We start from the raw sequence: 19,984 nt of genomic DNA, 5'->3' as shown, positions 1-19,984 counted from the left end.
TATAAATTTCTTAAATGGAAATCTACAAAAAAAACCAAATTTTAAGTTCGTTTCGTGATGATCAAAAATTTAGTCATCAAAATAAACACCTTTTGTTGGAACTTTATAGATGTGATTGCGAAAAATTAAATGACGAATCCTTTTTGCGTTGTACTTTAAACAGAGCTGCTAGATTGGCAAATGCAACAGTTCTGAATTTGATAAGCAATAAATTTGAGCCTCAGGGGGTTACGGCTATTGCATTATTGGCTGAATCTCATATTTCAATACATACATGGCCTGAATCTAATTATTCTGCAGTGGATATTTTTACATGTGGTCAAAATATGATGCCTGAACTAGCTAGTCAATATTTAATTGAATCTTTGATGGCTAAAGAACATTATTTGCGTGTTATTGAACGAAATCCTCCTTCATCAGTCTCTGAACAGATTAGAACGCCTGTTTAGATAAAATATTACCTATTTAATTTTCCGCTTATTAGACCTTCAAGATCTAAGCTTGTGCAATTAAATCCTAAATTAGAAAAATATTGAACTAACTCACTAAAATTATATTTGTTAAAAAAATGCTTTAATTCATCTTGGGGAATTTCTATTCTTGCAGTTGAGCCTTGGCATCGAACTCTAACCTCCGATAATCCACCTTTTTTTAAGTATTCCTCTGCTTTTTCAACCATTTTTAGCCTCTCACTAGTTATTTCATGACCATAAGGAAATCTTGATGATAAGCAAGGTTGAGCAGGTTTATCCCACCAAGGAAAACCTAATGCTCTTGATATATCCCTAATGTCTTTTTTTGAGAATTTAAATTTTGCAAGGGGAGAGATAACTCCTGCTTGTTTTGAGGCTTGTATACCTGGTCTGTAATCCTTAAGATCATCTAGATTGACTCCATCTAAAACAACTTTGTAATTAAGTTTTTTAGAGAGATATGTTGTGTGTTTGTGAAGTTCTTTTTTGCATGCAAAGCACCTATCCTTAGGATTTTTACTGTAATTTGATTGGTCTAATTCTGATGTTTTAATTTCTAAATGCTTTACTCCAATCCATTTTGCTTGACTTTTTGCTTCTTCACGAAGAGTATTGGCTAATGCAGGAGAAATACCAGTTATTGCAATTGCTTTTCCACCTAATTGCTCGAATGCTAATGATGTTACTAATGTACTATCAACTCCTCCTGAATAAGCAACACAAACACTATCAAGATTCTTAATATAACTTCTTATTGTATAAAGCTTTTCACTTTGTTCATCAGAGAGGATTTCTAGTTGATTGAACATGCTAATTACTTTAAAATTCAAATTACCTATGTATAGGTTGAATTTATTATTAAATCTTTAATAATATTATTATCTATATCTTAGATTAAATTTATTAATTTTGTTCAATTGACGAATACGAGTAGAAATAGAGGAATTGGAATTGTCACAGCAAGTGACAGTCAAGAAAGATCAAAAGGCCAATTACATATTTATGATGGAGAGGGCAAGGGTAAAAGCCAGGCTGCTTTGGGGGTAGTTCTTAGGACAATAGGATTAGGAATATGCGAAAAAAGACAATCAAGAGTTTTACTTCTGAGATTTTTAAAAGGTCCTGAAAGGCCATACGACGAGGATGCAGCTATAGAGGCTTTGCAAAGAGGCTTTCCACATTTAATTGACCATGTAAGAACAGGAAGATCTGAATTCTTTACCGCTGACCAAGTAACAAAGTTTGATGTTGGTGAGGCTGAAAGAGGTTGGAATATTGCTAAAGGAGCTATTGCCAGTTCTCTTTACTCTGTAGTTGTACTAGATGAGTTGAACCCAGTGCTTGATTTAGGAATGCTTAATATTAATGAAGTAGTTGACTCTCTTCAAAATCGTCCAGATGGACTAGAAATAATTATTACCGGAAGGGCAGCTCCGCCCTCTTTGGTGAGAATATCTCAACTCCATTCAGAAATGAGACCACGTTTGACTCAAGACTTTTCAAAACTTACCAGACAAAGTAGTTCTAGTGGTGGAATTGAGATTTATACAGGTGAAGGAAAGGGCAAATCTACAAGTGCACTTGGTAAGGCTCTTCAAGCTATCGGTAAAGGAATATCTCAAGATAAAAGTCACAGAGTCTTAATATTACAATGGTTAAAAGGTGGAAATGGTTATACCGAAGATGCTGCCATAGAAGCTTTGAGAGAAAGTTACCCCCACTTAGTAGATCATTTGCGTTCAGGCAGGGATGCCATCGTCTGGAGAGGTCAGCAACAACCAATTGATTATGTTGAGGCTGAAAGAGCATGGGAAATTGCTAAAGCCGCTATTTTGTCTGGTTTGTATAAAACAATCATTTTAGATGAATTGAATCCAACTGTTGATTTAGAGCTGCTACCAGTGGAATCAATACATCAAACACTCTTAAAAAAACCGACAGAAACAGAAGTTGTCATTACTGGGAGGTGTAAAAATGAACCTTCATATTTTGAACTCGCTAATGTCTACTCTGAAATGGTTTGTCATAAGCATTACGCAAATGTTGGAGTTGATTTGAAACGAGGTGTAGATTACTAAATATTCTTAGAAATATTAATCGCACAATATTTTTTTTACTTTTTCAATGCCGCCCTCAATAGATCTTGATTGAATTTTTAATTTAGCCAAGATTCTTGAAGCTTTTTCAGAACGTTTACCCGATTTACATATAGTGAAAACCTCTTTATTCAAACTTTCTTTTTGAATAAATTTTAAGTCAGATTCTTGGTTAAAATGACTTAAGGGAATTGAGATAGATCCCTCTATTGCAGATTTAGAAAATTCTTCATTTTCTCTAACATCAATTAAAAGAATTTTGTTAGGTTTTACTTTGTATAAACTATTAAAATCATTAGCATTAATACTGTTTATTTTATCGTTTTTCTCACAATATTCATCACTATCGTAAAAGCCCTCAAACTGAGACAGATTTTTTATTCGTTTATTTAACTTATCACTTTTTAGATGTAATTTTTTCATATTCATATTCAATAGATCAAAAATTAAAATCTTCCCATCTAAAATTTCACCTTTTTTCAAAATGATTTTGATAATTTCATTAACCTGAAGAATTCCTATTAAACCTGTTGAAACGCCCACAACCCCGTATTCTGCACAACTAGGAGCAGCATTTTTTGAAGGTGACTCTGGAAGTAAGTCTCTTAGATTAGGACTATTTTTATTTAAATTAAAAACACTCACTTGCCCTTCAAAGCCTTGTACACTTCCAAAGACTAAGGGTTTATTTAATATCAGGCATGAATCATTTATTAAATATCTTGTGCCAAAGTTATCCGAGCAATCACAAATAACATCAAACTTCTTTATTAATTCAAGAGCATTTTTAGGATTAATTCTTTTTGAAAAGGTTAATATTTCACAATTAGGATTGAATTTTTTAATTCTTTCTCTGGCAGAATCAATTTTAAGATTACCAATAGTATTTGTTTCATGAATTATTTGTCTCTGGAGATTAGACTTTTCAACTTGATCGTTATCAACTATTCCAATTCTCCCAATTCCTGCTGCAGCTAAATAAAGCAAAACGGAAGACCCAAGCCCACCGGCACCAATGCATAATACTGAGCTGTTTTTAAGATATAGTTGACCCTCATAACCTATCTCTCTGAGGGTTAAATGTTTTTGATATCTTTCTTCTTCATCAGAATTTAAGAAATTAAATTTGATATCTTTGGACATTTCGATCCCTTAATGTTTGCGAGCTAAACTATGAAAACATAATAATTAAAATAATAATTTTAGCCTTTTATATTTTTCTCATTACTAGGATTTATTAATGTTTTTGTTAGAACTACACAATAATGTGAAGTTTTTATAAATCAATTTTAAGTTTAAATATCTTCAGAAACCATATATACCAATGCCTCTAAAAAAATACAAAATGTTTCGGTTCGGAATTTTGCACAACAAAAAGGTAGTCAATAGACGTTTTTTCCGATACTGTCTGGTTCATATATTAAGTTTACTGAATTCATGAGTGATAACACTCCAGAGTCAAACCAAGACTCCGGCTCCGATACAAGCTCAGAAACCAAAAGTTTTTCAGAGAAGTACTCTGATGTTATGGGAAAAGTCAACGAAACCCTTGGTAATGTTGATTGGACTCAAATGGGTAAGTACGGCAAGGCGGCAGGCATAATTGCTGTTGTCGTAATAGCTCAGATTATAATTAAAGTTGTCATTGACACGATAAACTTTTTCCCTATTCTCCCTGGTTTACTAGAACTACTTGGCGTAATTGTTGTAGGTCAATGGAGCTGGCAAAATCTTCGTACCAGTGAAAATCGTGAAGCTGTTCTAGATAAGGTACAAAATCTTAAAAAGACATATTTAGGGTAGTTAAAATTACATATTGAGTATTGCTTTTACGTAATCTTTAACTTGTTTTGAATAACCTCCTCCAAACATATTGGCGTGATTCAATATGTGATAGAAATTATAGATAATAATTCTTTTTTCAAATCCTTTTTTTATAGGAAAAAATCTATGATATTCTTCATAAAATTCTTTTCTAAAACCTCCAAATAATTTTGTCATAGCTATATCTACTTCATTATCTGCCCACCAAGATGCCGGGTCAAAAATAACCCCTTTTCCACTTTTGTCCATTGCTGCATTGCCTGACCATAAATCACCATGAACTAGAGAGTTTATTGGTTTATGATTCAGCAATTCTGATTTAATTTTTTCTTTAACTTTATTTATAGTTTCTTTATCTAAAATCCTCGATTTAAGACTTAATAATTGAGGTATTATCCTTAAGTTTAGAAAACAATCTATCCAATTATCTTCCAAGCCTTTTTTCTGATCTGTTGTTCCGATAAAACCCTCAACTGGAAACCCAAACATTTTGGGATTAGATTCAGATGATTTTAAATGCAATTCACCTAAACCTTTCCCCAGCTTTTTTTGGTCAAAGTTATGCATATCTATCCATTCAATTAAAAGAATTTCTATATTTTTTATATTTTTATATGCAATAACTTCAGGAATAACTAAATTTTCTTGATTAATGTATTTTCTCAAATTTTGAAGACAATATTTTTCAAATTCAAGGAATTTTTTGTTTCTAATGTTTCTTTTCAGAAATAACTTTTTGTCTGAGAATTCTATTTGCCAGGCATTATGAATATCACCTCCATGAACTTGTTCAATGCTTTTTGGATAATTTTCACCTAATTCTTCACAAATTTCGTTAATTTCAATAGGAGATAATTTTTGCATTTTTATGAGAAAGTCTGAAGTTATTGTTGTAGGCGCCGGTATAGCAGGACTCACTTCTGCAGCAATTTTATCAAAACAAGGCCTATCAGTGACTTTAATCGAATCTCATACTCAAGCCGGAGGATGTGCAGGTACTTTTAAAAGAAAGAATTATATTTTTGATGTTGGCGCAACTCAGGTTGCGGGTTTTGAGAAAGGAGGAATACATTCTAGAATTTTTGATTTTTTAGATATTCCATCCCCAGAAGCCACAATTTTAGATCCTGCTTGCATAGTTGATTTAAATGATGGGAGTAAACCTATACCTATTTGGTATGAAAAAAGAAAATGGATAGCTGAACGAGAAATGCAATTTCCTGGGAGTCAAAGGTTTTGGAAACTTTGTACCCTTATACATCAAAGTAATTGGATATTTGCTAATAATAACCCTGTATTACCAATAAGTAATTTTTGGGATTTTTCTCAACTTTTTAAAGCACTAGTACCTTCAAACCTTGTCACCGGTATATTACTTAAATCTACTATCTATGATTTATTGCGAGTATGTGGATTATCCAAGAATGAGCGCCTGATTAAATTCTTAAATCTTCAACTAAAACTTTATTCTCAAGAGGACGTTTATAATACTGCAGCATTATATGGATCTACTGTTCTTCAGATGTGTCAACAGCCACATGGTCTCTGGCATCTTAAAAAATCTATGCAGTCTTTAAGTGAATCATTAGAAGGTTCATTGATTAAAACTGGAGTGAATTTAATTTTTGGACAAGAAGTTAATTCTATAACTTTTGATGATGGTAATATGTGTTGGCAAGTATCTGCTAATTCGAAAAAAAAATCATTTATTTATCAAGCAAAAGATGTTATTTATACCGCACCTCCACAATCTTTGCTCAAGCATTTGAAAGATCCTTTAGAAAGAAAAAAAAATTATAAAAATCGACTTAATAATTTGCCTGATCCAAGTGGAGCTGTAGTTTTTTATTCAGCATTAAAAAAAGAACATATTAAAAAAATATTCTCCAATCATTATCAATTTGTTTCAAAAGAATTTTGTTCGTTATTTGTATCAATTAGTGATGATGGTGATGGAAGAGCTCCAAAAGGTGAGGTTACTTTAATTGCCAGTATCTTTACCAAAACTAAAGATTGGTTTGATCTAGATAAACAAACTTACTTAAAGAAAAAAAATGGTTTCATGAAAAAAATATCCCTTGAATTGGAAAGTCAATTTGATATTGATCCTGAAAAATGGCTACATAGAGAATTAGCAACTCCATTGGGCTTTGAAAAATGGACAAAAAGACCTAATGGAATAGTAGGCGGGCTTGGTCAAAATCCAGATATTTTTGGTTTATTTGGATTATCAAGTAGGACACCTTTTGAAGGTTTATGGTTATGTGGAGATTCTATTTATCCAGGAGAGGGGACTGCAGGTGTTAGTCAGTCTGCATTAATGGTTTCAAGGCAAATTTTAGCTTCCAAAGGTATAGAAAATTTTAGTTTATAAAATTTTGTCTGTTTTCTTTTGCTTCAGCAAGTTTTTTAGAAAGTAAATCCCAATTTTTTTCTTTAATAAGAGATTCCAGTATATTCAGCTTATTTTTAAAATTATTTATGGAATTTAAAACATTAATCTGATTATTAATAGCTAAATCTAAGCCTAATTGTTCATTGCCTCCGCCAACTCTCGAAGTGTCAGCAAATCCTGTAGCAGCTAATTTTTGCGAGAGATCTAATAAAGATTGATTATTTTTTGTTTGCGCAGTTTCTATGAGGGCAGAAGCTAAAAATATAGGCAAATGAGAAATTAGAGATACTGCTTCATCATGCTCTTTTGGCGAAGCTTGGCAAATTTCACAATCCATTGATTTTATGAGCTCGGAAATAGTTCTGACTGAATTTAAATCACTATTTTGTGTTGGGGTAATAATCCATTTTGCATTTTTAAAAAGACCTTCAAAACCAGAATCAACTCCTTTTTTTTCTGTTCCTGCCATTGGATGAGATCCAATAAATAGAGGATGTGAATTTTCCCATGTATTTACAATTGGTTCTTTTACAGAGCCGACATCAGTTAGTATTGTTTCCTGAGGTATTGATGCTACTAATTGTTGCGACGGACTGATCAAATCTTTGATAGGCAATGCCAAGATTATTAGCTCACATTTTTTTAATAAGCTCAGATCACAGCTAACAAAATTTGCAAGTTTTTTATCCTTAGCTTTTTTTTCATTAAATTCATTATTTGCTATTCCATAAATTGTATGATTTAGACTTTGGAGTTTTAATCCTAAAGAACCACCAATTAATCCTAATCCTACTATTCCAATTTTCATAAATTAATTAATTCAAGATCCTCTTTTATTGATACCAATTTTTTGTATATTAGGTTCATAAATTTTGCATGTTTTTGAAATTAAATTAATTATAAATGCTTGAAATTTTAAGTCATCAATATTTGAAAAATTTTTTGAGAGATCAAAGTATTAATTGGGAGCACATATATTCTTTTGGGAGGATAGTTTCCAAATGTATTGAAAATGATTCTACCTATCTAATTAATTCAGAAATTTTCTTTAGCTATGATTGGTTACCTCCAATTTTGATTTCTTTATTTTTAAAGGAAGAGGATTCAACTTTCATTTTATCTAAAGAAAAAATCCAATTTATAAGCCAATTTCAGATTGATTCATTGAAAAATCTAGGTTTTAATTTTATTTTTAAAAATGATCAATTTATTTTTGCAAATCATCATGTTCACTTGATAACTATCCAACATTTTCTTAATGATCCCAATTCTCGAAATCTTAGAAATCATAGAATAGTTTATTCAGGAATTGAGGATATAAAACAGGATTTAAAAAATCATTTTAGGATTTCTTTACTTAAAAAGGATTGGACAAAAAATTTTAAAGAATTTGAATTAATCAATCAAAAATTTATAAAAGTATATGATTCGTTGAAGAAAAAGTTCTTCTTGAGAAAGGTCTTAGGAAATAGTTATATCAATTTAGATGAAAAAGAAATTAGTTTCTTGTCAAACTTTTTTCATGAGAATTCTTTTTTTTCTGATAAATTTTTAAGCGTCAACAAAGCATTATCTCAAGGTTGGGCATGCTGGGTAAAGTTAAACGATACAAATTTAGATTGGAATTTGTATTTACAGCCAATAGATGAACTTTTTCAAATTAAGGAATTTTTTTCAAATAATAAATTTGTTTTTTTATCAGCATTGAGAAAAGATAATTTTTTCCAAATGTATTTTAAAAAACATAGTTTAGATATTGACTTGGTTATGAATTTTAAGAGTAATTTTGAAGAGAAAATGATTTCTTTATATATACCCTCTAAACAGTTGCTTCCTAATAATCCTCTTTTTACCAATTCAATCTTGGACAAATGCAAAAAGTTAATACTTTTTAGAAAGGGTTTAACTTTAGTGTTGTCTGATGATATTGATTTAAAAATTAATCTTGCTACAGAATTAGCTTCTACTTACGGGAAGAGAGTATTGCTAGAGAAAATTCCCTCTGGTAAAAATGAAATTCTTTGCTCTAGTTTTGACTGGTGGATTATGAATTCTTATTTAATTCAAATTCCAGAACAAATTATCATTCCTTTACTTCCGATTCCGAATTTGTCAGAACCCATTAATGTAATTACTGTCTCTCATAAAAAGAAGCTTTCTCAAGACTGGTTTAGAGAATTCTTTCTTCCTCAAGCTAGAATTAAACTTGAAAGATCTATTTCTCCTTTAAGAAGAAATTCAGGTAAGTTAATAATCCTAGATGGAAGAGCAAATAAAAGAAACTGGGGAAGATTACTTTTGCAAAACATTCAACCCTCAAAACAAATTAACTATATGCTACCTTTTGATTAGGTTATGATTTTGTAAATAACTAAAGAAATATGGGAGAAGCAAAAAGACGTAAAACACTTGGTTTACCTCCAAAAAAAAATAATACTAAAACTAAAATTGATGAGTCTCCCAGATTATTTGAATGGCTTCCCTTTACAATCAATCAAAGAGATAACCTAATTAAATTAAGTATTAAGGCCAGTTGGTTTGGAATCGGAGGGTTAGTAATCTTATGGATTGTAGTGAGATTTATAGGCCCTGCTGCTGGGTGGTGGACTTTAGCTGATTCTTTATAAATCTAAGCTACTGTTTTTATATCATTAACAGCGATTGTATTAGCAGGATTGCTATTTAATGCTTTCATTGAATTAGAACTGACTTCAGTTCCTTCTGTTAATTTCTCCTTAACCATAGATTCTACTTTATTCCTGATTTCTAAGTTTTGATCAAGCCAAATAATTGTATTATCTCTTCCTTGTCCAATATTTTCTCCTTCATAACTATACCAAGCACCTCTCCTTATGATGATATTGGTCTCTTCTGCTAAATCTAATAAGCATCCTGTTGTACTAATACCTTTCCCAAAGAGAATATCAAATTCTGCAATTCTAAATGGTGGTGCAACTTTGTTTTTTGCTACTTTCACTTTTGCTCTTATACCATATTCCTCAGTACCTCTTTTAAGAGTTTGAATTCTTCTGATATCAAGTCTTACTGAGGCGTAAAATTTTAATGCATTACCTCCTGTGGTTGTTTCTGGATTGCCATATGTAACGCCAATTTTTAGGCGTAATTGATTCAAGAATATTACCGTACATCCAGATTTGCCAATATTTCCTGTTATTTTCCTCATTGCTTGGCTCATTAGCCTTGCTTGGCTTCCAATTACGTGATCTCCCATCTCTCCTTCTATCTCGGCTCTTGGTGTTAGTGCTGCGACCGAGTCAACAACTACAAGATCTACCGCACTCGATCTTATAAGTTGGTCAACTATTTCTAGAGCCATTTCACCAGTATCTGGCTGTGAAACTAACAAATTTTCAACATCAACACCTAAAGAGGCCGCATAAACTGGATCGAGTGCATGCTCAGCATCTACAAATGCAGCTACTCCTCCATTTTTTTGGACTTCGGCAATCGCGTGAAGCGTTAATGTAGTTTTTCCTGAACTTTCCGGTCCGTAAACTTCTACTACTCTTCCTTTTGGATAGCCTCCTCCTAATGCTAAATCTAAGGTGAGCGCTCCAGTAGATATTGTTTCTACTTTCATTCTTGAGGCGTCACCAAGCCTCATTATCGAACCTCGTCCAAAATTTCTTTCTATTTGACCTAAGACAAGACTTAATGCCTTGTCTTTTTCTTTTGATTCAGTTTTTTTCTTTTCTTCAAGGCTCATTGTTTGATTTATCGGTTAAAGTTCTTGTAATTATTCTAAATTTGGAAATTTTTATTTAAACCAAACTTCATAAATACAAACTATAGTACACTTGTACTCTAGCTGATTATCTTTGAATTGCAACTAATTCTCCAAGGTTTCCTAATTTTAATAATTTGATTTCATTACTTAACTTATTTTTATCTGATTCTTTCAAATATCCCCAATCAGCTAGGAAGCATGGAATGTGAGAAGTTTCCGAATTTTGTTTAATATCGATTAGAGTTTTTTTTCTATCTTCTATAAAGCCTAAAATTTTATAAGTTTGTGTAAGTTTTTCAGCTATTTTGATTTTTGTTCCTGATTCATAACCAAAAATAAATTCTGGAAAAATATTTAATTGGTTAAGAATTTTTTCTGCAAATATTTTACCTTTAGTTGTTATAACTCCAGTTTTGATTCCTCTTTTGCTTAATTCTTTCATAAAATATATAATTTCAAAAAAAGGTTTATGTAAATTTACCCACGATTTAAAATCTTTATCAATTTGGTACTTGCGAGACTTATCTAACATTTTTTGTATATCTTCTGCTATCCAGGAATTTTCATTTAATATCCTCTGGCAATTTAGATGATAATTATTAATGAAATCATCTTTATTATCACTTTTTAATGGATTTTCTGTTTTTATTATTTCGTGAACAATTAGAATCATTTCCCAACCATATTTAACCCAAGGCCTAATTTCTTTGAAAGAATTTGGTACTTCTTGATAAAGTTTTTGATCAATAGTGATGTTGGGGGAATTTAAATATTTTTCACAGGCCAGCAAGGAGCTATGCCAATATTCTTGCATTCCATCAACTATTACACCATCAAAATCAAATAGAAAAATTTTTTGAGAAGACACCAATTGAATATTAGAACTGGGCCGCTAGGATTCGAACCTAGGAATGTCGAGACCAAAACCCGATGCCTTACCACTTGGCGACGGCCCATTGAATTACTATTTTAATACATGAAAAGATTTTTTTCTATCCAAAAAATACAAATTTTTTATAAACATGGCGCTAGTTTTGAAAAATAAAAATATTATTTGATTGAGCTCGATTTCCATGGCTCTAGAAATTTCTGAGCTTTTTTGATCGCCAAACCCATTATTTCAGGATACTCATAGAGTTTTTTGTTATTTTTGTGAGCAAATTCAATAAGGGGCTGCATAATTTTTCTTGCAGCACTTCCAAATGCTATTCCATCTGGGAGATTGTTTGAATTCAATAATTCATGAGTTTTTTCATTTGTTCCTCCTGCTAATTGAATTAATCCTGGTGGAAGATCTGAACCGATTTTTTCAAACAACTTAACAGCATCTCTACTTGTTGTAGGAGCAAGATCTCCAGACATTGGCCTTCCATCTAGTTGCCAAATAAGGGGAATATCTAGCTCATTCAGAATTTCATATCTTTCCCAAAGAGCTTTCAAAAGATCTTCGGGCTCTTGGGCTTTTTTGAAAGATTGATTTAATCCACAACTAATAGATATTTTGTCTAATTTCATTCCAGAACTTTTAACGATACTTACAACTTTTGTAAAAGAATCTAGGCGATTGATTTCTGTATGAATTTCTACTGCATTAGGCTTTATTTTTTGAAGTGTTGATGCTAAATCATTTTTTGACAAATTATATTCATATTCACTAATTAGATTTAGAGGACAACTATTTAAACATCTTCCACATCCATAACATTTACTCTCTTTAATTCCGAAATTATCAATTGCAAAGGTGGGGCATACTTTTTCGCATGGTCTTGGACAACTAGGGGGACATTTTAAAGGATCAAATTTTGCTTTTCGAAAGTGGATATCATTACCATCACTAATACTTATCATTATACCAGGGGAGTTTTTAAAGACTTTTTTTGCCCAATCGATTCCTTTTTTTGCTGCATAAACTATAGATTCTTCTGCTGCAACATCTATGTAGTCGACACCAGCAGCAGTATAAATTGCACATAAATCTTCTATGGCAACAATATCTTCATTGCTGGCACCACAAATTAACTTAATCCATTTATCTTTTTTATTATTGGTCTTAATCAAACAATTTAACTTTCAAATTCATCCAAAATATAATTACTTAATGGTTTCCATTCAAGTTTTCTTGAACCCCCCATTTCAACAACTATTGTTAGTTTATTATCGTTAGTGCAAATCTCTATTAAGCTCTCTAATTCAGATTGAGATAATACTTGACCTTCTAATAACCAAAGTAATTTATTTTTATCATTTTCATTAAATAACTCAGAAGCTTGTGGGATTACTTGTTGAACTTCCCCAAGCGCTCCGTTTCTTCCTACACTTTGATGACCAAGGTGAGGTGGTCTAACGCCATGCAATTTGAGCAAGAAAACTTCTGGATCTCCAAGCCCTCTTGCTGAAGTTATAAAAGTTTTAAAGCCTTTGGCCCTCATTCTTCTCAAAAGACGAGTTTCATAACCACCTTCAAGAGGAGCAAATATGGCGAGACATTTGTTAGTTTTTAAATCGTTATGAAACTTTTTCCCTGAGAGAAGTAATGGCATAAAAATTTCCTTTATTTCTATTTTATTTTATTTTATGGTACTTGATGTTGTACAATTGTAACCTAGTGAATTTTTAAGCTCGCAAGCTAGCCGAGCCTCTGGAAATTTCACATTTTTTAGCGTTTCGTTAAAAAAATTCAGGTGGGTTTATCCCGAGAGAAACTATCTATTATTTCAGATAAGTCTCGACCTTACTAATTGTTTTTTTATTAACTTCACCTTAATAACTGAAGGGTTTAGATAATTGAAAAATTATTACGAGCTAGCCTAATTTAGTCTTATGTCTATCGGAATTTTAGGAAAGAAATTGGGCATGTCCCAACTTTTCGATGATAAAGGTAATTCGGTACCAGTTACTCTTATAGAGGCAGGTCCGTGCCGCGTCACTCAATTGAAAACAACTGCTTTGGATGGTTATACCGCCGTTCAGATAGGTTATGGTTTGTCCAAAGAGAAGCATTTAAGCAAACCTGAAAAGGGACACTTATTGAAATCAGGTGAAAAACTTTTAAAGCATTTAAAAGAATATAGGGTTGAAGAAACTTCATCTTATGAAATCGGAAAACAAATAACTGTAAAAAACTTTGAGGTTGGTCAAAAAGTTGATATCAGTGGCAAATCTATGGGTAGAGGTTTTGCAGGTTACCAGAAAAGACATGGTTTTAGCAGAGGTCCTATGAGTCATGGTTCAAAAAATCATAGAGCACCAGGATCTACAGGAGCAGGAACAACTCCGGGTAGAATTTATCCAGGGAAAAGAATGGCAGGAAGATATGGAGGAAAACAGATAACTACCAAAGGATTGTTAGTTCTAAAAATTGATGATCAGAAGAATTTGCTTGTAGTAAAGGGTTCTGTTCCAGGTAAGCCCGGCTCAATTGTCAACATTAAGCCAAATAATGTTGTAGGCAAAAAAGGAGGTGAAAAATCATGACAACACTTGAAACTTTAAAGTGGGATGGTGAAAAATCAGGCAAAGTTACTCTTGATTTAGCAGTTGCTAAAGAAACTTCTTCGGCAGACTTAATCCATAGAGCTGTCCTTAGGCAGCTAGCAAATAAAAGACAAGGGACAGCATCAACTTTGACAAGATCTGAAGTGCGCGGGGGCGGTAGAAAGCCATACAAACAAAAAGGTACAGGAAGAGCTCGTCAAGGATCAATAAGGACACCCTTAAGACCTGGTGGCGGAATTATTTTTGGACCGAAACCACGTTCTTACAATCTTGATATGAATCGTAAGGAACGTAGATTAGCTCTTAGAACAGCTCTTATGTCCAGAGTATCTGATATGAAGGCTGTTGAAGATTTTGGATCTACTTTAAAGCAGCCTAAAACAAGTGATATCATCAATGGCCTTGCTCGATTAGGTATACAAAAAACTGAAAAAGTTTTGGTTATTCTTGATAGTCCTTCCGATATTATAAAAAAATCCATTAATAACATTGAGAAAGTAAAATTAATCGCCGCCGATCAATTAAATGTATTTGATATTCTCAATGCCAATAAATTGGTAATAGGTCAATCAGCGATAGATAAAATTCAGGAGGTTTATGCATCATGAGTAAATTATTCGATTCTCGTTTAGCCGATGTAATACGAAAGCCAGTTATTACTGAAAAAGCTACAAATGCACTAGATCTTAACCAATATACTTTCGAAGTAGATCATAGAGCGGCAAAACCTCAAATAAAGGCAGCTATTGAAGCCTTGTTCAGTGTTAAAGTCATAGGAGTTAACACTATGAATCCTCCTAGGAGAACAAGAAGAGTCGGGAAATTTTCCGGAAAACGTTCTCAGGTCAAGAAGGCAATTGTACGTCTTGCTGAAGGAGACAAAATCCAACTATTTCCAGAATCTTAAGGAGTTTTAATCATGGCAATACGTAAATTTAAACCTTATACACCTGGCACTAGGCAGAGAGTAGTTACTGACTTTAGTGAAATCACAAGTGCAAAACCTGAAAGATCACTAATAGTTTCAAAACATAGAGTTAAAGGCAGGAATAATCGTGGGGTTATCACTTGTCGTCACCGTGGAGGTGGTCACAAAAGGCAATATAGATTGGTCGACTTTAGAAGAGATAAAAGAAATATCAACGCTAAAGTTGCAGCTATACACTACGATCCTCATAGAAATGCAAGGTTGGCACTTTTATTTTATGAAGATGGAGAGAAAAGATATATTATCGCTCCAGCAGGAGTAAAAGTCGGACAAAATGTCATTTCTGGAGAAAGTGTTCCAATTGAAGATGGAAATGCAATGCCACTTTCTGTTATGCCATTAGGATCTAGTGTTCATTGTGTTGAGTTATACGCAGGAAGGGGTGCTCAAATGGTTAGATCTGCAGGAGCTAGTGCTCAAGTTATGGCAAAAGAGGGAGATTATGTTGCTTTAAAACTCCCATCTACTGAGGTAAGACTTGTAAGAAAAGAATGCTACGCAACTCTTGGTGAAGTAGGTAATTCTGAAATAAGAAATACTAGCTTAGGTAAAGCAGGAAGAAGAAGATGGCTTGGAAGAAGGCCTCAAGTAAGAGGTAGTGTAATGAACCCATGTGATCATCCACATGGAGGAGGAGAGGGAAAAGCACCAATTGGTAGAGCAGGCCCAGTTACTCCATGGGGTAAGCCAGCTCTTGGACTAAAGACACGTAAAAAGAACAAACCAAGTAATAAATTAGTTGTTCGAAGACGCCGTCGTGTTTCTAAGAGGAGTAGAGGAGGAAGAGACTCTTGATTACTTCATTTATTATTTCAATTTCTATTACATAATCATGGGACGTTCACTAAAAAAAGGACCTTTTATAGCAGATAGCTTGCTCAAGAAGGTAGAAAAACAAAATACTGATAATGACAAGTCTGTTATCAAAACTTGGTCAAGATCCTCTACGATTTTACCTTTAATGATCGGTCACACAATCGCTGTGCATAATGGCAAGACTCACATTCCAGTATTTATTACTGAACAAATGATTGGTCATAAACTCGGGGAATTTGCTCCTACACGCACCTACCGAGGTCACATAAGAGATAAGAAAGGAGCAAAATCATGACAAAAACACCTGAAACAACAAAAACAGCAATTGCGCATGGGAATTATGTTCGCGGATCAGCCTCTAAAGTGAGAAGAGTTTTGGATCAGATAAGGGGTAGATCTTATAGAGATGCATTGATTATGTTGGAATTTATGCCTTACAGATCTACAGACCCCATTACTAAAGTTCTAAGATCTGCTGTTGCTAATGCAGAACATAACCTTGGAATGGATCCATCTACCCTAGTTATTTCCTCTGCATGGGCTAATAGTGGTCCAGTAATGAAAAGGTATAGACCCAGAGCTCAAGGTCGAGCTTTTTCAATTAAAAAACAGACTTGCCACATCAGTATTTCTGTAGAGTCTGCTCCTACTCAAACTAATGCGGAGGTACAAAACTAATGGGACATAAAATACATCCTTCTGGACTAAGATTAGGAATTACACAAGAGCATCGCTCTAAGTGGTTTGCTACTTCAAAAACATATCCAATTCTTCTCCAAGAAGATTTTAAAATTCGTACCTTCATACAAAAAAAATATGGAGCAGCAGGAATTAGCGATGTCTTAATAGCAAGAAAAGCTGACCAACTGGAACTTGAATTAAAAACAGCAAGACCAGGAGTTATAGTTGGAAGACAAGGAAGTGGTATTGAAGAATTAAGATCTGGCATTCAAAAAACTATAGGTGATAGAACAAGGCAAGTCAGAATAAACGTTGTTGAAGTTGAACGCGTAGACGCTGATGCTTTTTTACTAGCTGAATATATTGCTCAACAACTAGAAAAAAGAGTCGCCTTTAGAAGAACTATTAGGATGGCCTTACAAAGGGCTCAAAGAGCTGGAGTTCTAGGTCTTAAAATTCAAGTAGGGGGAAGGTTGAATGGTGCTGAAATAGCTAGAACTGAATGGACTAGAGAAGGTAGAGTACCTTTACATACTTTGAGAGCTGAAATTGACTACGCAACACGTGAAGCTAATACAACTTACGGTGTTTTAGGCATTAAAGTTTGGGTTTTCAAAGGGGAAGTTCTCCCTAAAGAAGAACAAACTATCCCTGTGGGTGCCAGCCCTAAGAGGAAAGCTAGTAGAAGACCTCAGCAATTTGAGGATCGTTCAAATGAGAATTCATAGGAGGTATAACAATGCTTAGTCCAAAACGTACTAAATTCCGTAAACAACATAGAGGCAGAATGAGGGGTGTAGCCTCAAAAGGTAATACTATTGCATTCGGTCAATTTGCTCTCCAAGCTCAAGACTGTGGCTGGGTAACTGCACGTCAGATTGAAGCAAGCAGAAGAGCTATGACTAGATATATCAAACGTGGTGGTCAAATCTGGATAAGAATATTTCCTGATAAACCCGTAACCATGAGACCTGCCGAAACCAGAATGGGTTCTGGTAAAGGTAATCCAGAGTTTTGGGTCGCAGTTGTAAAACCTGGAAGAATACTTTTTGAAATGGGTGGTGAGGATATCACTGAGGAAATTGCAAAAGAAGCTATGCGTCTGGCACAATACAAACTTCCTGTAAAAACTAAATTTATCTCCATTGATAAAAATCTAGAAAATTCATCCCAAGAAAATACAAAAAATAGTAAAAAATCTCAAGAGGAGGTTAAACAATGAAAAACTCAGAGTCACTAAAGGAATTTAAAAAATTAAATTCTGAACAAATTACTGAAAAGATTGACCAATTACGAAAAGATCTTTTTGACTTGAGATTCAAGCAAGCTACAAGACAGCTGAATGAAACTCATAAATTTAAAATTATCAAGAAACAAGTTGCTCAATTACTCACTCTCAGTAAGAGTCAATCTGCTTCTAAAACAACTTCTGATTAATTATTAGTTATGGCACTTAAAGAAAGAATTGGTACTGTTGTCAGCGACAAAATGGATAAAACAGTTGTTGTTGCTGTTATTAACAGATATCCACATCCCACTTATAAAAAAATTGTAAGTAGAACTACTCGATATAAGGCGCATGATCCAGAAAATACATGCGTTTTAGGTGATCGAGTTAAAATTAGAGAAACTAGACCGCTTAGTGCTCATAAAAGATGGGCCATAGAAGAGATTCTCAATAAAACAAGTCAGGCTAAGGAGGTTAAAAAATGATTCAACAAGAAACTTATTTAACAGTTGCCGATAATAGCGGAGCAAAAAGACTCCAATGTATTAGGGTTTTAGGTTCAAATAGAAGGTATGCACATGTCGGGGATGTAATCGTAGCAACTGTAAAAGATGCTCTTCCTAACATGGGAGTTAAGAAATCTGAAGTTGTTAAAGCTGTTATAGTCAGAACTAAAGCAACATTAAGAAGAAATACTGGTAATTCAATTAGATTTGATGACAATGCGGCAGTATTGATTAATGAAGATAAGAATCCAAAAGGTACCAGAGTCTTTGGTCCTGTAGCTAGAGAACTGCGGGATAAAAATTATACAAAGATTGTTTCTCTTGCTCCGGAGGTGATTTAAATGTTGGATTCATTAAAGCAAAAGAAAAATTTCCAGAGAATAAAAATGAGAATCAAAACTGGAGATTTGGTAAAAGTAATTAATGGCAAGGACAAAGGGAAAACTGGTGAAGTTTTAAAAACTATCCCTCTTGAAAATAGAGTAGTTGTAAAGGGAATTAACCTTAGGACCAAACATGTAAAACCAACTCAGGAAGGAGAAACTGGAAGAATTCTTACAGAAGAAGCATCTTTACATGCATCAAATGTAATGTTTTTTTCAAAGGATAAAAATCTTACAAGTAAGATTGAATACTTTATTGATAAAGAGGGGGTTAAGAAAAGAAGATTGAAGAAAACTGGTGAAGTAATTGATTAATTTTTCATCAGAAACCAGATTTCAACTTTTTCTAATTTATCAATTCTGACAAAGACCAGAATTAACAAAAAATTATGACTCTAAAAAATCGCTACAAAGAATCAATAAGACCAAAACTTTTAAAGGACCTTGGTCTTAAAAATATTCATCAAGTACCTAAAGTTGTCAAAGTCAACGTTAACAGAGGTCTTGGTGAAGCAGCTTCGAATTCGAAAGCTCTTGAAGCCTCTTTAAATGAAATGGCAACAATTACAGGACAAAAGGCTTTAGTAACTAGGGCCAAAAAAGCTATCGCGGGTTTTAAAATTCGTGAGGGTATGCCTATTGGCTGCACTGTAACTTTGAGAGGAGACAGGATGTATTCTTTTTTGGAGAGATTTATAAATCTAGCTTTACCAAGAATAAGAGACTTTAGAGGAGTTAATCCAAAAAGTTTTGATGGGAGAGGTAATTACACCGTTGGCGTGAAAGAGCAATTGATTTTTCCTGAAATCTCTTTTGATAAAATAGATTCAATAAGAGGTATGGATATAACTATTGTCACTAGTGCAAAATCAGATCAAGAAGGTAAAGCTCTTTTGCAGGAGTTAGGAATGCCTTTTAGTAAGAATTAAATTAAAACTATGTCAAATCACGATCCAATTTCAGATATGCTAACTCGAATTAGAAATGCGAGTCAAAAAAAGCATACAACCACAACAATCCCAGGCTCAAAAATGTCCTTAAGTATCGCCAAAGTACTTCAAAAAGAGGGGTTCATTTCTGATATTAATGAGGAAGGTGAAGGTTATAAATCACAAATAATACTCGGCCTCAAATATAGTGGAAAAAACAAATTTCCTACTATTCGATCTATGCAAAGAGTTAGTAAACCTGGTTTGAGAATATATAAAAATACTAGAGGTTTACCAAAAGTTCTTGGAGGTCTTGGAGTTGCCATAATATCAACTTCTAAAGGCGTTATGAGTGATCGCGATGCTAGAAAGCAAGGCATTGGCGGCGAAGTCCTCTGCTATGTTTATTAAGGAGAATTAAT

At 33.4% G+C, this 19,984-nt stretch carries 28 protein-coding genes and 1 tRNA gene; 20 read left to right on the top strand and 9 right to left on the bottom strand.

What is annotated here, in order from left to right:
• The first annotated feature begins 14 nt into the window (after positions 1-14).
• Positions 15-449, top strand: a complete 435-nt coding sequence (speD, locus tag EW14_RS08930) for an adenosylmethionine decarboxylase (protein ID WP_042851096.1) — start codon at positions 15-17, stop codon at positions 447-449.
• 8 nt (positions 450-457) lie between these two features.
• On the opposite strand, the gene larE is transcribed toward speD, so the two are convergent.
• Entirely contained in the window at positions 458-1,282 is an 825-nt protein-coding gene (larE, locus tag EW14_RS08925) for an ATP-dependent sacrificial sulfur transferase LarE (RefSeq protein WP_042851095.1), read from the bottom strand.
• A 108-nt stretch (positions 1,283-1,390) separates the two neighbouring features.
• On the opposite strand from larE, the gene EW14_RS08920 reads away from it, so the two are divergent.
• Complete coding sequence (locus EW14_RS08920; RefSeq protein WP_042851094.1) at positions 1,391-2,551, top strand: cob(I)yrinic acid a,c-diamide adenosyltransferase; 1,161 nt, start codon at positions 1,391-1,393, stop codon at positions 2,549-2,551.
• A 15-nt stretch (positions 2,552-2,566) separates the two neighbouring features.
• Here EW14_RS08920 and moeB read toward each other — a convergent pair whose 3' ends face one another.
• Entirely contained in the window at positions 2,567-3,712 is a 1,146-nt protein-coding gene (gene moeB, locus EW14_RS08915) for a molybdopterin-synthase adenylyltransferase MoeB (protein ID WP_042851093.1), read from the bottom strand.
• Positions 3,713-4,006: 294 nt separating this feature from the next.
• Between moeB and EW14_RS08910 the strand changes: the two genes are divergently transcribed.
• Positions 4,007-4,372 (top strand): CAAD domain-containing protein, encoded by a 366-nt coding sequence (locus EW14_RS08910; RefSeq protein WP_011819180.1) that lies wholly within the window; start codon positions 4,007-4,009, stop codon positions 4,370-4,372.
• A gap of 6 nt (positions 4,373-4,378) precedes the next feature.
• Here the strand turns inward: EW14_RS08910 and EW14_RS08905 are convergent, their stop codons facing one another.
• Positions 4,379-5,257, bottom strand: coding sequence for a fructosamine kinase family protein (locus EW14_RS08905; RefSeq protein ID WP_042851092.1), 879 nt, complete (start codon positions 5,255-5,257; stop codon positions 4,379-4,381).
• Positions 5,258-5,261: 4 nt separating this feature from the next.
• Between EW14_RS08905 and crtD the strand changes: the two genes are divergently transcribed.
• Positions 5,262-6,767 carry a C-3',4' desaturase CrtD gene (crtD, locus tag EW14_RS08900; protein WP_042851091.1) on the top strand — a complete coding sequence of 502 codons (1,506 nt, stop codon included), beginning with the start codon at positions 5,262-5,264 and terminating at the stop codon, positions 6,765-6,767.
• Here crtD and EW14_RS08895 read toward each other — a convergent pair.
• Complete coding sequence (locus tag EW14_RS08895) at positions 6,757-7,596, bottom strand: prephenate/arogenate dehydrogenase (RefSeq protein ID WP_025928898.1); 840 nt, start codon at positions 7,594-7,596, stop codon at positions 6,757-6,759. The genes crtD and EW14_RS08895 overlap by 11 nt on opposite strands.
• 95 nt (positions 7,597-7,691) lie before the next feature.
• On the opposite strand from EW14_RS08895, the gene EW14_RS08890 reads away from it, so the two are divergent.
• A complete protein-coding gene (locus EW14_RS08890; protein WP_042851090.1) occupies positions 7,692-9,140 on the top strand; it encodes a DNA helicase in 1,449 nt (482 codons plus the stop codon).
• Between the two features lie 29 nt (positions 9,141-9,169).
• On the top strand, positions 9,170-9,415 hold the full coding sequence (locus EW14_RS08885) for a DUF2839 domain-containing protein (protein WP_025895071.1): 246 nt from the start codon (positions 9,170-9,172) through the stop codon (positions 9,413-9,415).
• 2 nt (positions 9,416-9,417) lie between these two features.
• Here EW14_RS08885 and recA read toward each other — a convergent pair whose 3' ends face one another.
• From recA to ndhN, 5 genes are all read right to left on the bottom strand, one after another.
• The gene (gene recA / locus EW14_RS08880; RefSeq protein WP_011819174.1) at positions 9,418-10,515 is read right to left on the bottom strand and encodes a recombinase RecA; all 1,098 of its coding nucleotides are present in this window, start codon (positions 10,513-10,515) and stop codon (positions 9,418-9,420) included.
• 106 nt (positions 10,516-10,621) lie between these two features.
• Positions 10,622-11,404, bottom strand: coding sequence for an HAD family hydrolase (locus tag EW14_RS08875; RefSeq protein WP_042851088.1), 783 nt, complete (start codon positions 11,402-11,404; stop codon positions 10,622-10,624).
• A 16-nt stretch (positions 11,405-11,420) separates the two neighbouring features.
• Positions 11,421-11,492, bottom strand: a tRNA-Gln gene (locus EW14_RS08870).
• Between the two features lie 94 nt (positions 11,493-11,586).
• Positions 11,587-12,594 (bottom strand): LdpA C-terminal domain-containing domain, encoded by a 1,008-nt coding sequence (locus EW14_RS08865; RefSeq protein ID WP_042851086.1) that lies wholly within the window; start codon positions 12,592-12,594, stop codon positions 11,587-11,589.
• Positions 12,595-12,599: 5 nt separating this feature from the next.
• A complete protein-coding gene (ndhN, locus tag EW14_RS08860; RefSeq protein ID WP_011819171.1) occupies positions 12,600-13,076 on the bottom strand; it encodes an NAD(P)H-quinone oxidoreductase subunit N in 477 nt (158 codons plus the stop codon).
• 280 nt (positions 13,077-13,356) lie between these two features.
• Between ndhN and rplC the strand changes: the two genes are divergently transcribed.
• The 14 genes from rplC to rpsH all read left to right on the top strand — a co-directional run bounded on the left by rplC (position 13,357) and on the right by rpsH (position 19,973).
• Positions 13,357-14,010, top strand: a complete 654-nt coding sequence (rplC, locus tag EW14_RS08855) for a 50S ribosomal protein L3 (RefSeq protein WP_042851085.1) — start codon at positions 13,357-13,359, stop codon at positions 14,008-14,010.
• Entirely contained in the window at positions 14,007-14,639 is a 633-nt protein-coding gene (gene rplD / locus EW14_RS08850; protein WP_042851084.1) for a 50S ribosomal protein L4, read from the top strand. The genes rplC and rplD overlap by 4 nt, the downstream gene beginning before the upstream one ends.
• Complete coding sequence (locus tag EW14_RS08845; RefSeq protein WP_011377190.1) at positions 14,636-14,938, top strand: 50S ribosomal protein L23; 303 nt, start codon at positions 14,636-14,638, stop codon at positions 14,936-14,938. The genes rplD and EW14_RS08845 overlap by 4 nt, the downstream gene beginning before the upstream one ends.
• A 12-nt stretch (positions 14,939-14,950) precedes the next feature.
• Entirely contained in the window at positions 14,951-15,814 is an 864-nt protein-coding gene (rplB, locus tag EW14_RS08840; RefSeq protein WP_002807290.1) for a 50S ribosomal protein L2, read from the top strand.
• 37 nt (positions 15,815-15,851) lie between these two features.
• Positions 15,852-16,130, top strand: a complete 279-nt coding sequence (gene rpsS / locus EW14_RS08835) for a 30S ribosomal protein S19 (RefSeq protein WP_011819167.1) — start codon at positions 15,852-15,854, stop codon at positions 16,128-16,130.
• Positions 16,127-16,513 (top strand): 50S ribosomal protein L22, encoded by a 387-nt coding sequence (gene rplV / locus EW14_RS08830; protein WP_025895064.1) that lies wholly within the window; start codon positions 16,127-16,129, stop codon positions 16,511-16,513. The genes rpsS and rplV overlap by 4 nt, the downstream gene beginning before the upstream one ends.
• Positions 16,513-17,244 (top strand): 30S ribosomal protein S3, encoded by a 732-nt coding sequence (rpsC, locus tag EW14_RS08825; protein WP_011819165.1) that lies wholly within the window; start codon positions 16,513-16,515, stop codon positions 17,242-17,244. Before rplV ends, rpsC begins: the two co-directional genes overlap by 1 nt.
• Positions 17,245-17,255: 11 nt before the next feature.
• Positions 17,256-17,738, top strand: coding sequence for a 50S ribosomal protein L16 (gene rplP / locus EW14_RS08820; protein ID WP_042851083.1), 483 nt, complete (start codon positions 17,256-17,258; stop codon positions 17,736-17,738).
• On the top strand, positions 17,735-17,953 hold the full coding sequence (gene rpmC, locus EW14_RS09970; RefSeq protein WP_025895061.1) for a 50S ribosomal protein L29: 219 nt from the start codon (positions 17,735-17,737) through the stop codon (positions 17,951-17,953). The genes rplP and rpmC overlap by 4 nt, the downstream gene beginning before the upstream one ends.
• Before the next feature lie 9 nt (positions 17,954-17,962).
• Positions 17,963-18,229 carry a 30S ribosomal protein S17 gene (gene rpsQ, locus EW14_RS09965; protein ID WP_011819162.1) on the top strand — a complete coding sequence of 89 codons (267 nt, stop codon included), beginning with the start codon at positions 17,963-17,965 and terminating at the stop codon, positions 18,227-18,229.
• On the top strand, positions 18,226-18,591 hold the full coding sequence (gene rplN / locus EW14_RS08805; protein WP_002807235.1) for a 50S ribosomal protein L14: 366 nt from the start codon (positions 18,226-18,228) through the stop codon (positions 18,589-18,591). The genes rpsQ and rplN overlap by 4 nt, the downstream gene beginning before the upstream one ends.
• Positions 18,592-18,948 (top strand): 50S ribosomal protein L24, encoded by a 357-nt coding sequence (rplX, locus tag EW14_RS08800; RefSeq protein ID WP_011819161.1) that lies wholly within the window; start codon positions 18,592-18,594, stop codon positions 18,946-18,948.
• A 74-nt stretch (positions 18,949-19,022) separates the two neighbouring features.
• A complete protein-coding gene (gene rplE, locus EW14_RS09960; protein WP_011819160.1) occupies positions 19,023-19,562 on the top strand; it encodes a 50S ribosomal protein L5 in 540 nt (179 codons plus the stop codon).
• 9 nt (positions 19,563-19,571) lie between these two features.
• On the top strand, positions 19,572-19,973 hold the full coding sequence (gene rpsH, locus EW14_RS09955; protein WP_011819159.1) for a 30S ribosomal protein S8: 402 nt from the start codon (positions 19,572-19,574) through the stop codon (positions 19,971-19,973).
• The last annotated feature ends 11 nt before the right edge of the window (positions 19,974-19,984 follow it).

The organism is Prochlorococcus sp. MIT 0604 (genome assembly GCF_000757845.1).
Lineage (GTDB): Bacteria > Cyanobacteriota > Cyanobacteriia > PCC-6307 > Cyanobiaceae > Prochlorococcus_A.
Note: the sequence above shows the minus strand (reverse complement) of the source record. Positions and strands in the feature narration are given on the sequence as shown.

Excerpts from the sequence above, each read along its gene's own strand:
- rplX (WP_011819161.1), top strand. The coding sequence starts at position 18,592 with ATGTTGGATTCATTAAAGCAAAAGAAAAATTTCCAGAGAATAAAAATG.
- rpsH (WP_011819159.1), top strand. The coding sequence starts at position 19,572 with ATGTCAAATCACGATCCAATTTCAGATATGCTAACTCGAATTAGAAAT.
- rplV (WP_025895064.1), top strand. The coding sequence starts at position 16,127 with ATGACAAAAACACCTGAAACAACAAAAACAGCAATTGCGCATGGGAAT.
- rplD (WP_042851084.1), top strand. The coding sequence starts at position 14,007 with ATGACAACACTTGAAACTTTAAAGTGGGATGGTGAAAAATCAGGCAAA.
- EW14_RS08905 (WP_042851092.1), bottom strand. The coding sequence starts at position 5,257 with ATGCAAAAATTATCTCCTATTGAAATTAACGAAATTTGTGAAGAATTA.
- rplC (WP_042851085.1), top strand. The coding sequence starts at position 13,357 with ATGTCTATCGGAATTTTAGGAAAGAAATTGGGCATGTCCCAACTTTTC.
- speD (WP_042851096.1), top strand. The coding sequence starts at position 15 with ATGGAAATCTACAAAAAAAACCAAATTTTAAGTTCGTTTCGTGATGAT.
- recA (WP_011819174.1), bottom strand. The coding sequence starts at position 10,515 with ATGAGCCTTGAAGAAAAGAAAAAAACTGAATCAAAAGAAAAAGACAAG.
- crtD (WP_042851091.1), top strand. The coding sequence starts at position 5,262 with ATGAGAAAGTCTGAAGTTATTGTTGTAGGCGCCGGTATAGCAGGACTC.
- larE (WP_042851095.1), bottom strand. The coding sequence starts at position 1,282 with ATGTTCAATCAACTAGAAATCCTCTCTGATGAACAAAGTGAAAAGCTT.
- ndhN (WP_011819171.1), bottom strand. The coding sequence starts at position 13,076 with ATGCCATTACTTCTCTCAGGGAAAAAGTTTCATAACGATTTAAAAACT.
- rplE (WP_011819160.1), top strand. The coding sequence starts at position 19,023 with ATGACTCTAAAAAATCGCTACAAAGAATCAATAAGACCAAAACTTTTA.
- EW14_RS08910 (WP_011819180.1), top strand. The coding sequence starts at position 4,007 with ATGAGTGATAACACTCCAGAGTCAAACCAAGACTCCGGCTCCGATACA.
- rpsS (WP_011819167.1), top strand. The coding sequence starts at position 15,852 with ATGGGACGTTCACTAAAAAAAGGACCTTTTATAGCAGATAGCTTGCTC.
- rpmC (WP_025895061.1), top strand. The coding sequence starts at position 17,735 with ATGAAAAACTCAGAGTCACTAAAGGAATTTAAAAAATTAAATTCTGAA.
- rplN (WP_002807235.1), top strand. The coding sequence starts at position 18,226 with ATGATTCAACAAGAAACTTATTTAACAGTTGCCGATAATAGCGGAGCA.
- rpsC (WP_011819165.1), top strand. The coding sequence starts at position 16,513 with ATGGGACATAAAATACATCCTTCTGGACTAAGATTAGGAATTACACAA.
- rplP (WP_042851083.1), top strand. The coding sequence starts at position 17,256 with ATGCTTAGTCCAAAACGTACTAAATTCCGTAAACAACATAGAGGCAGA.
- EW14_RS08885 (WP_025895071.1), top strand. The coding sequence starts at position 9,170 with ATGGGAGAAGCAAAAAGACGTAAAACACTTGGTTTACCTCCAAAAAAA.
- rpsQ (WP_011819162.1), top strand. The coding sequence starts at position 17,963 with ATGGCACTTAAAGAAAGAATTGGTACTGTTGTCAGCGACAAAATGGAT.
- EW14_RS08895 (WP_025928898.1), bottom strand. The coding sequence starts at position 7,596 with ATGAAAATTGGAATAGTAGGATTAGGATTAATTGGTGGTTCTTTAGGA.
- EW14_RS08890 (WP_042851090.1), top strand. The coding sequence starts at position 7,692 with ATGCTTGAAATTTTAAGTCATCAATATTTGAAAAATTTTTTGAGAGAT.
- moeB (WP_042851093.1), bottom strand. The coding sequence starts at position 3,712 with ATGTCCAAAGATATCAAATTTAATTTCTTAAATTCTGATGAAGAAGAA.
- rplB (WP_002807290.1), top strand. The coding sequence starts at position 14,951 with ATGGCAATACGTAAATTTAAACCTTATACACCTGGCACTAGGCAGAGA.
- EW14_RS08845 (WP_011377190.1), top strand. The coding sequence starts at position 14,636 with ATGAGTAAATTATTCGATTCTCGTTTAGCCGATGTAATACGAAAGCCA.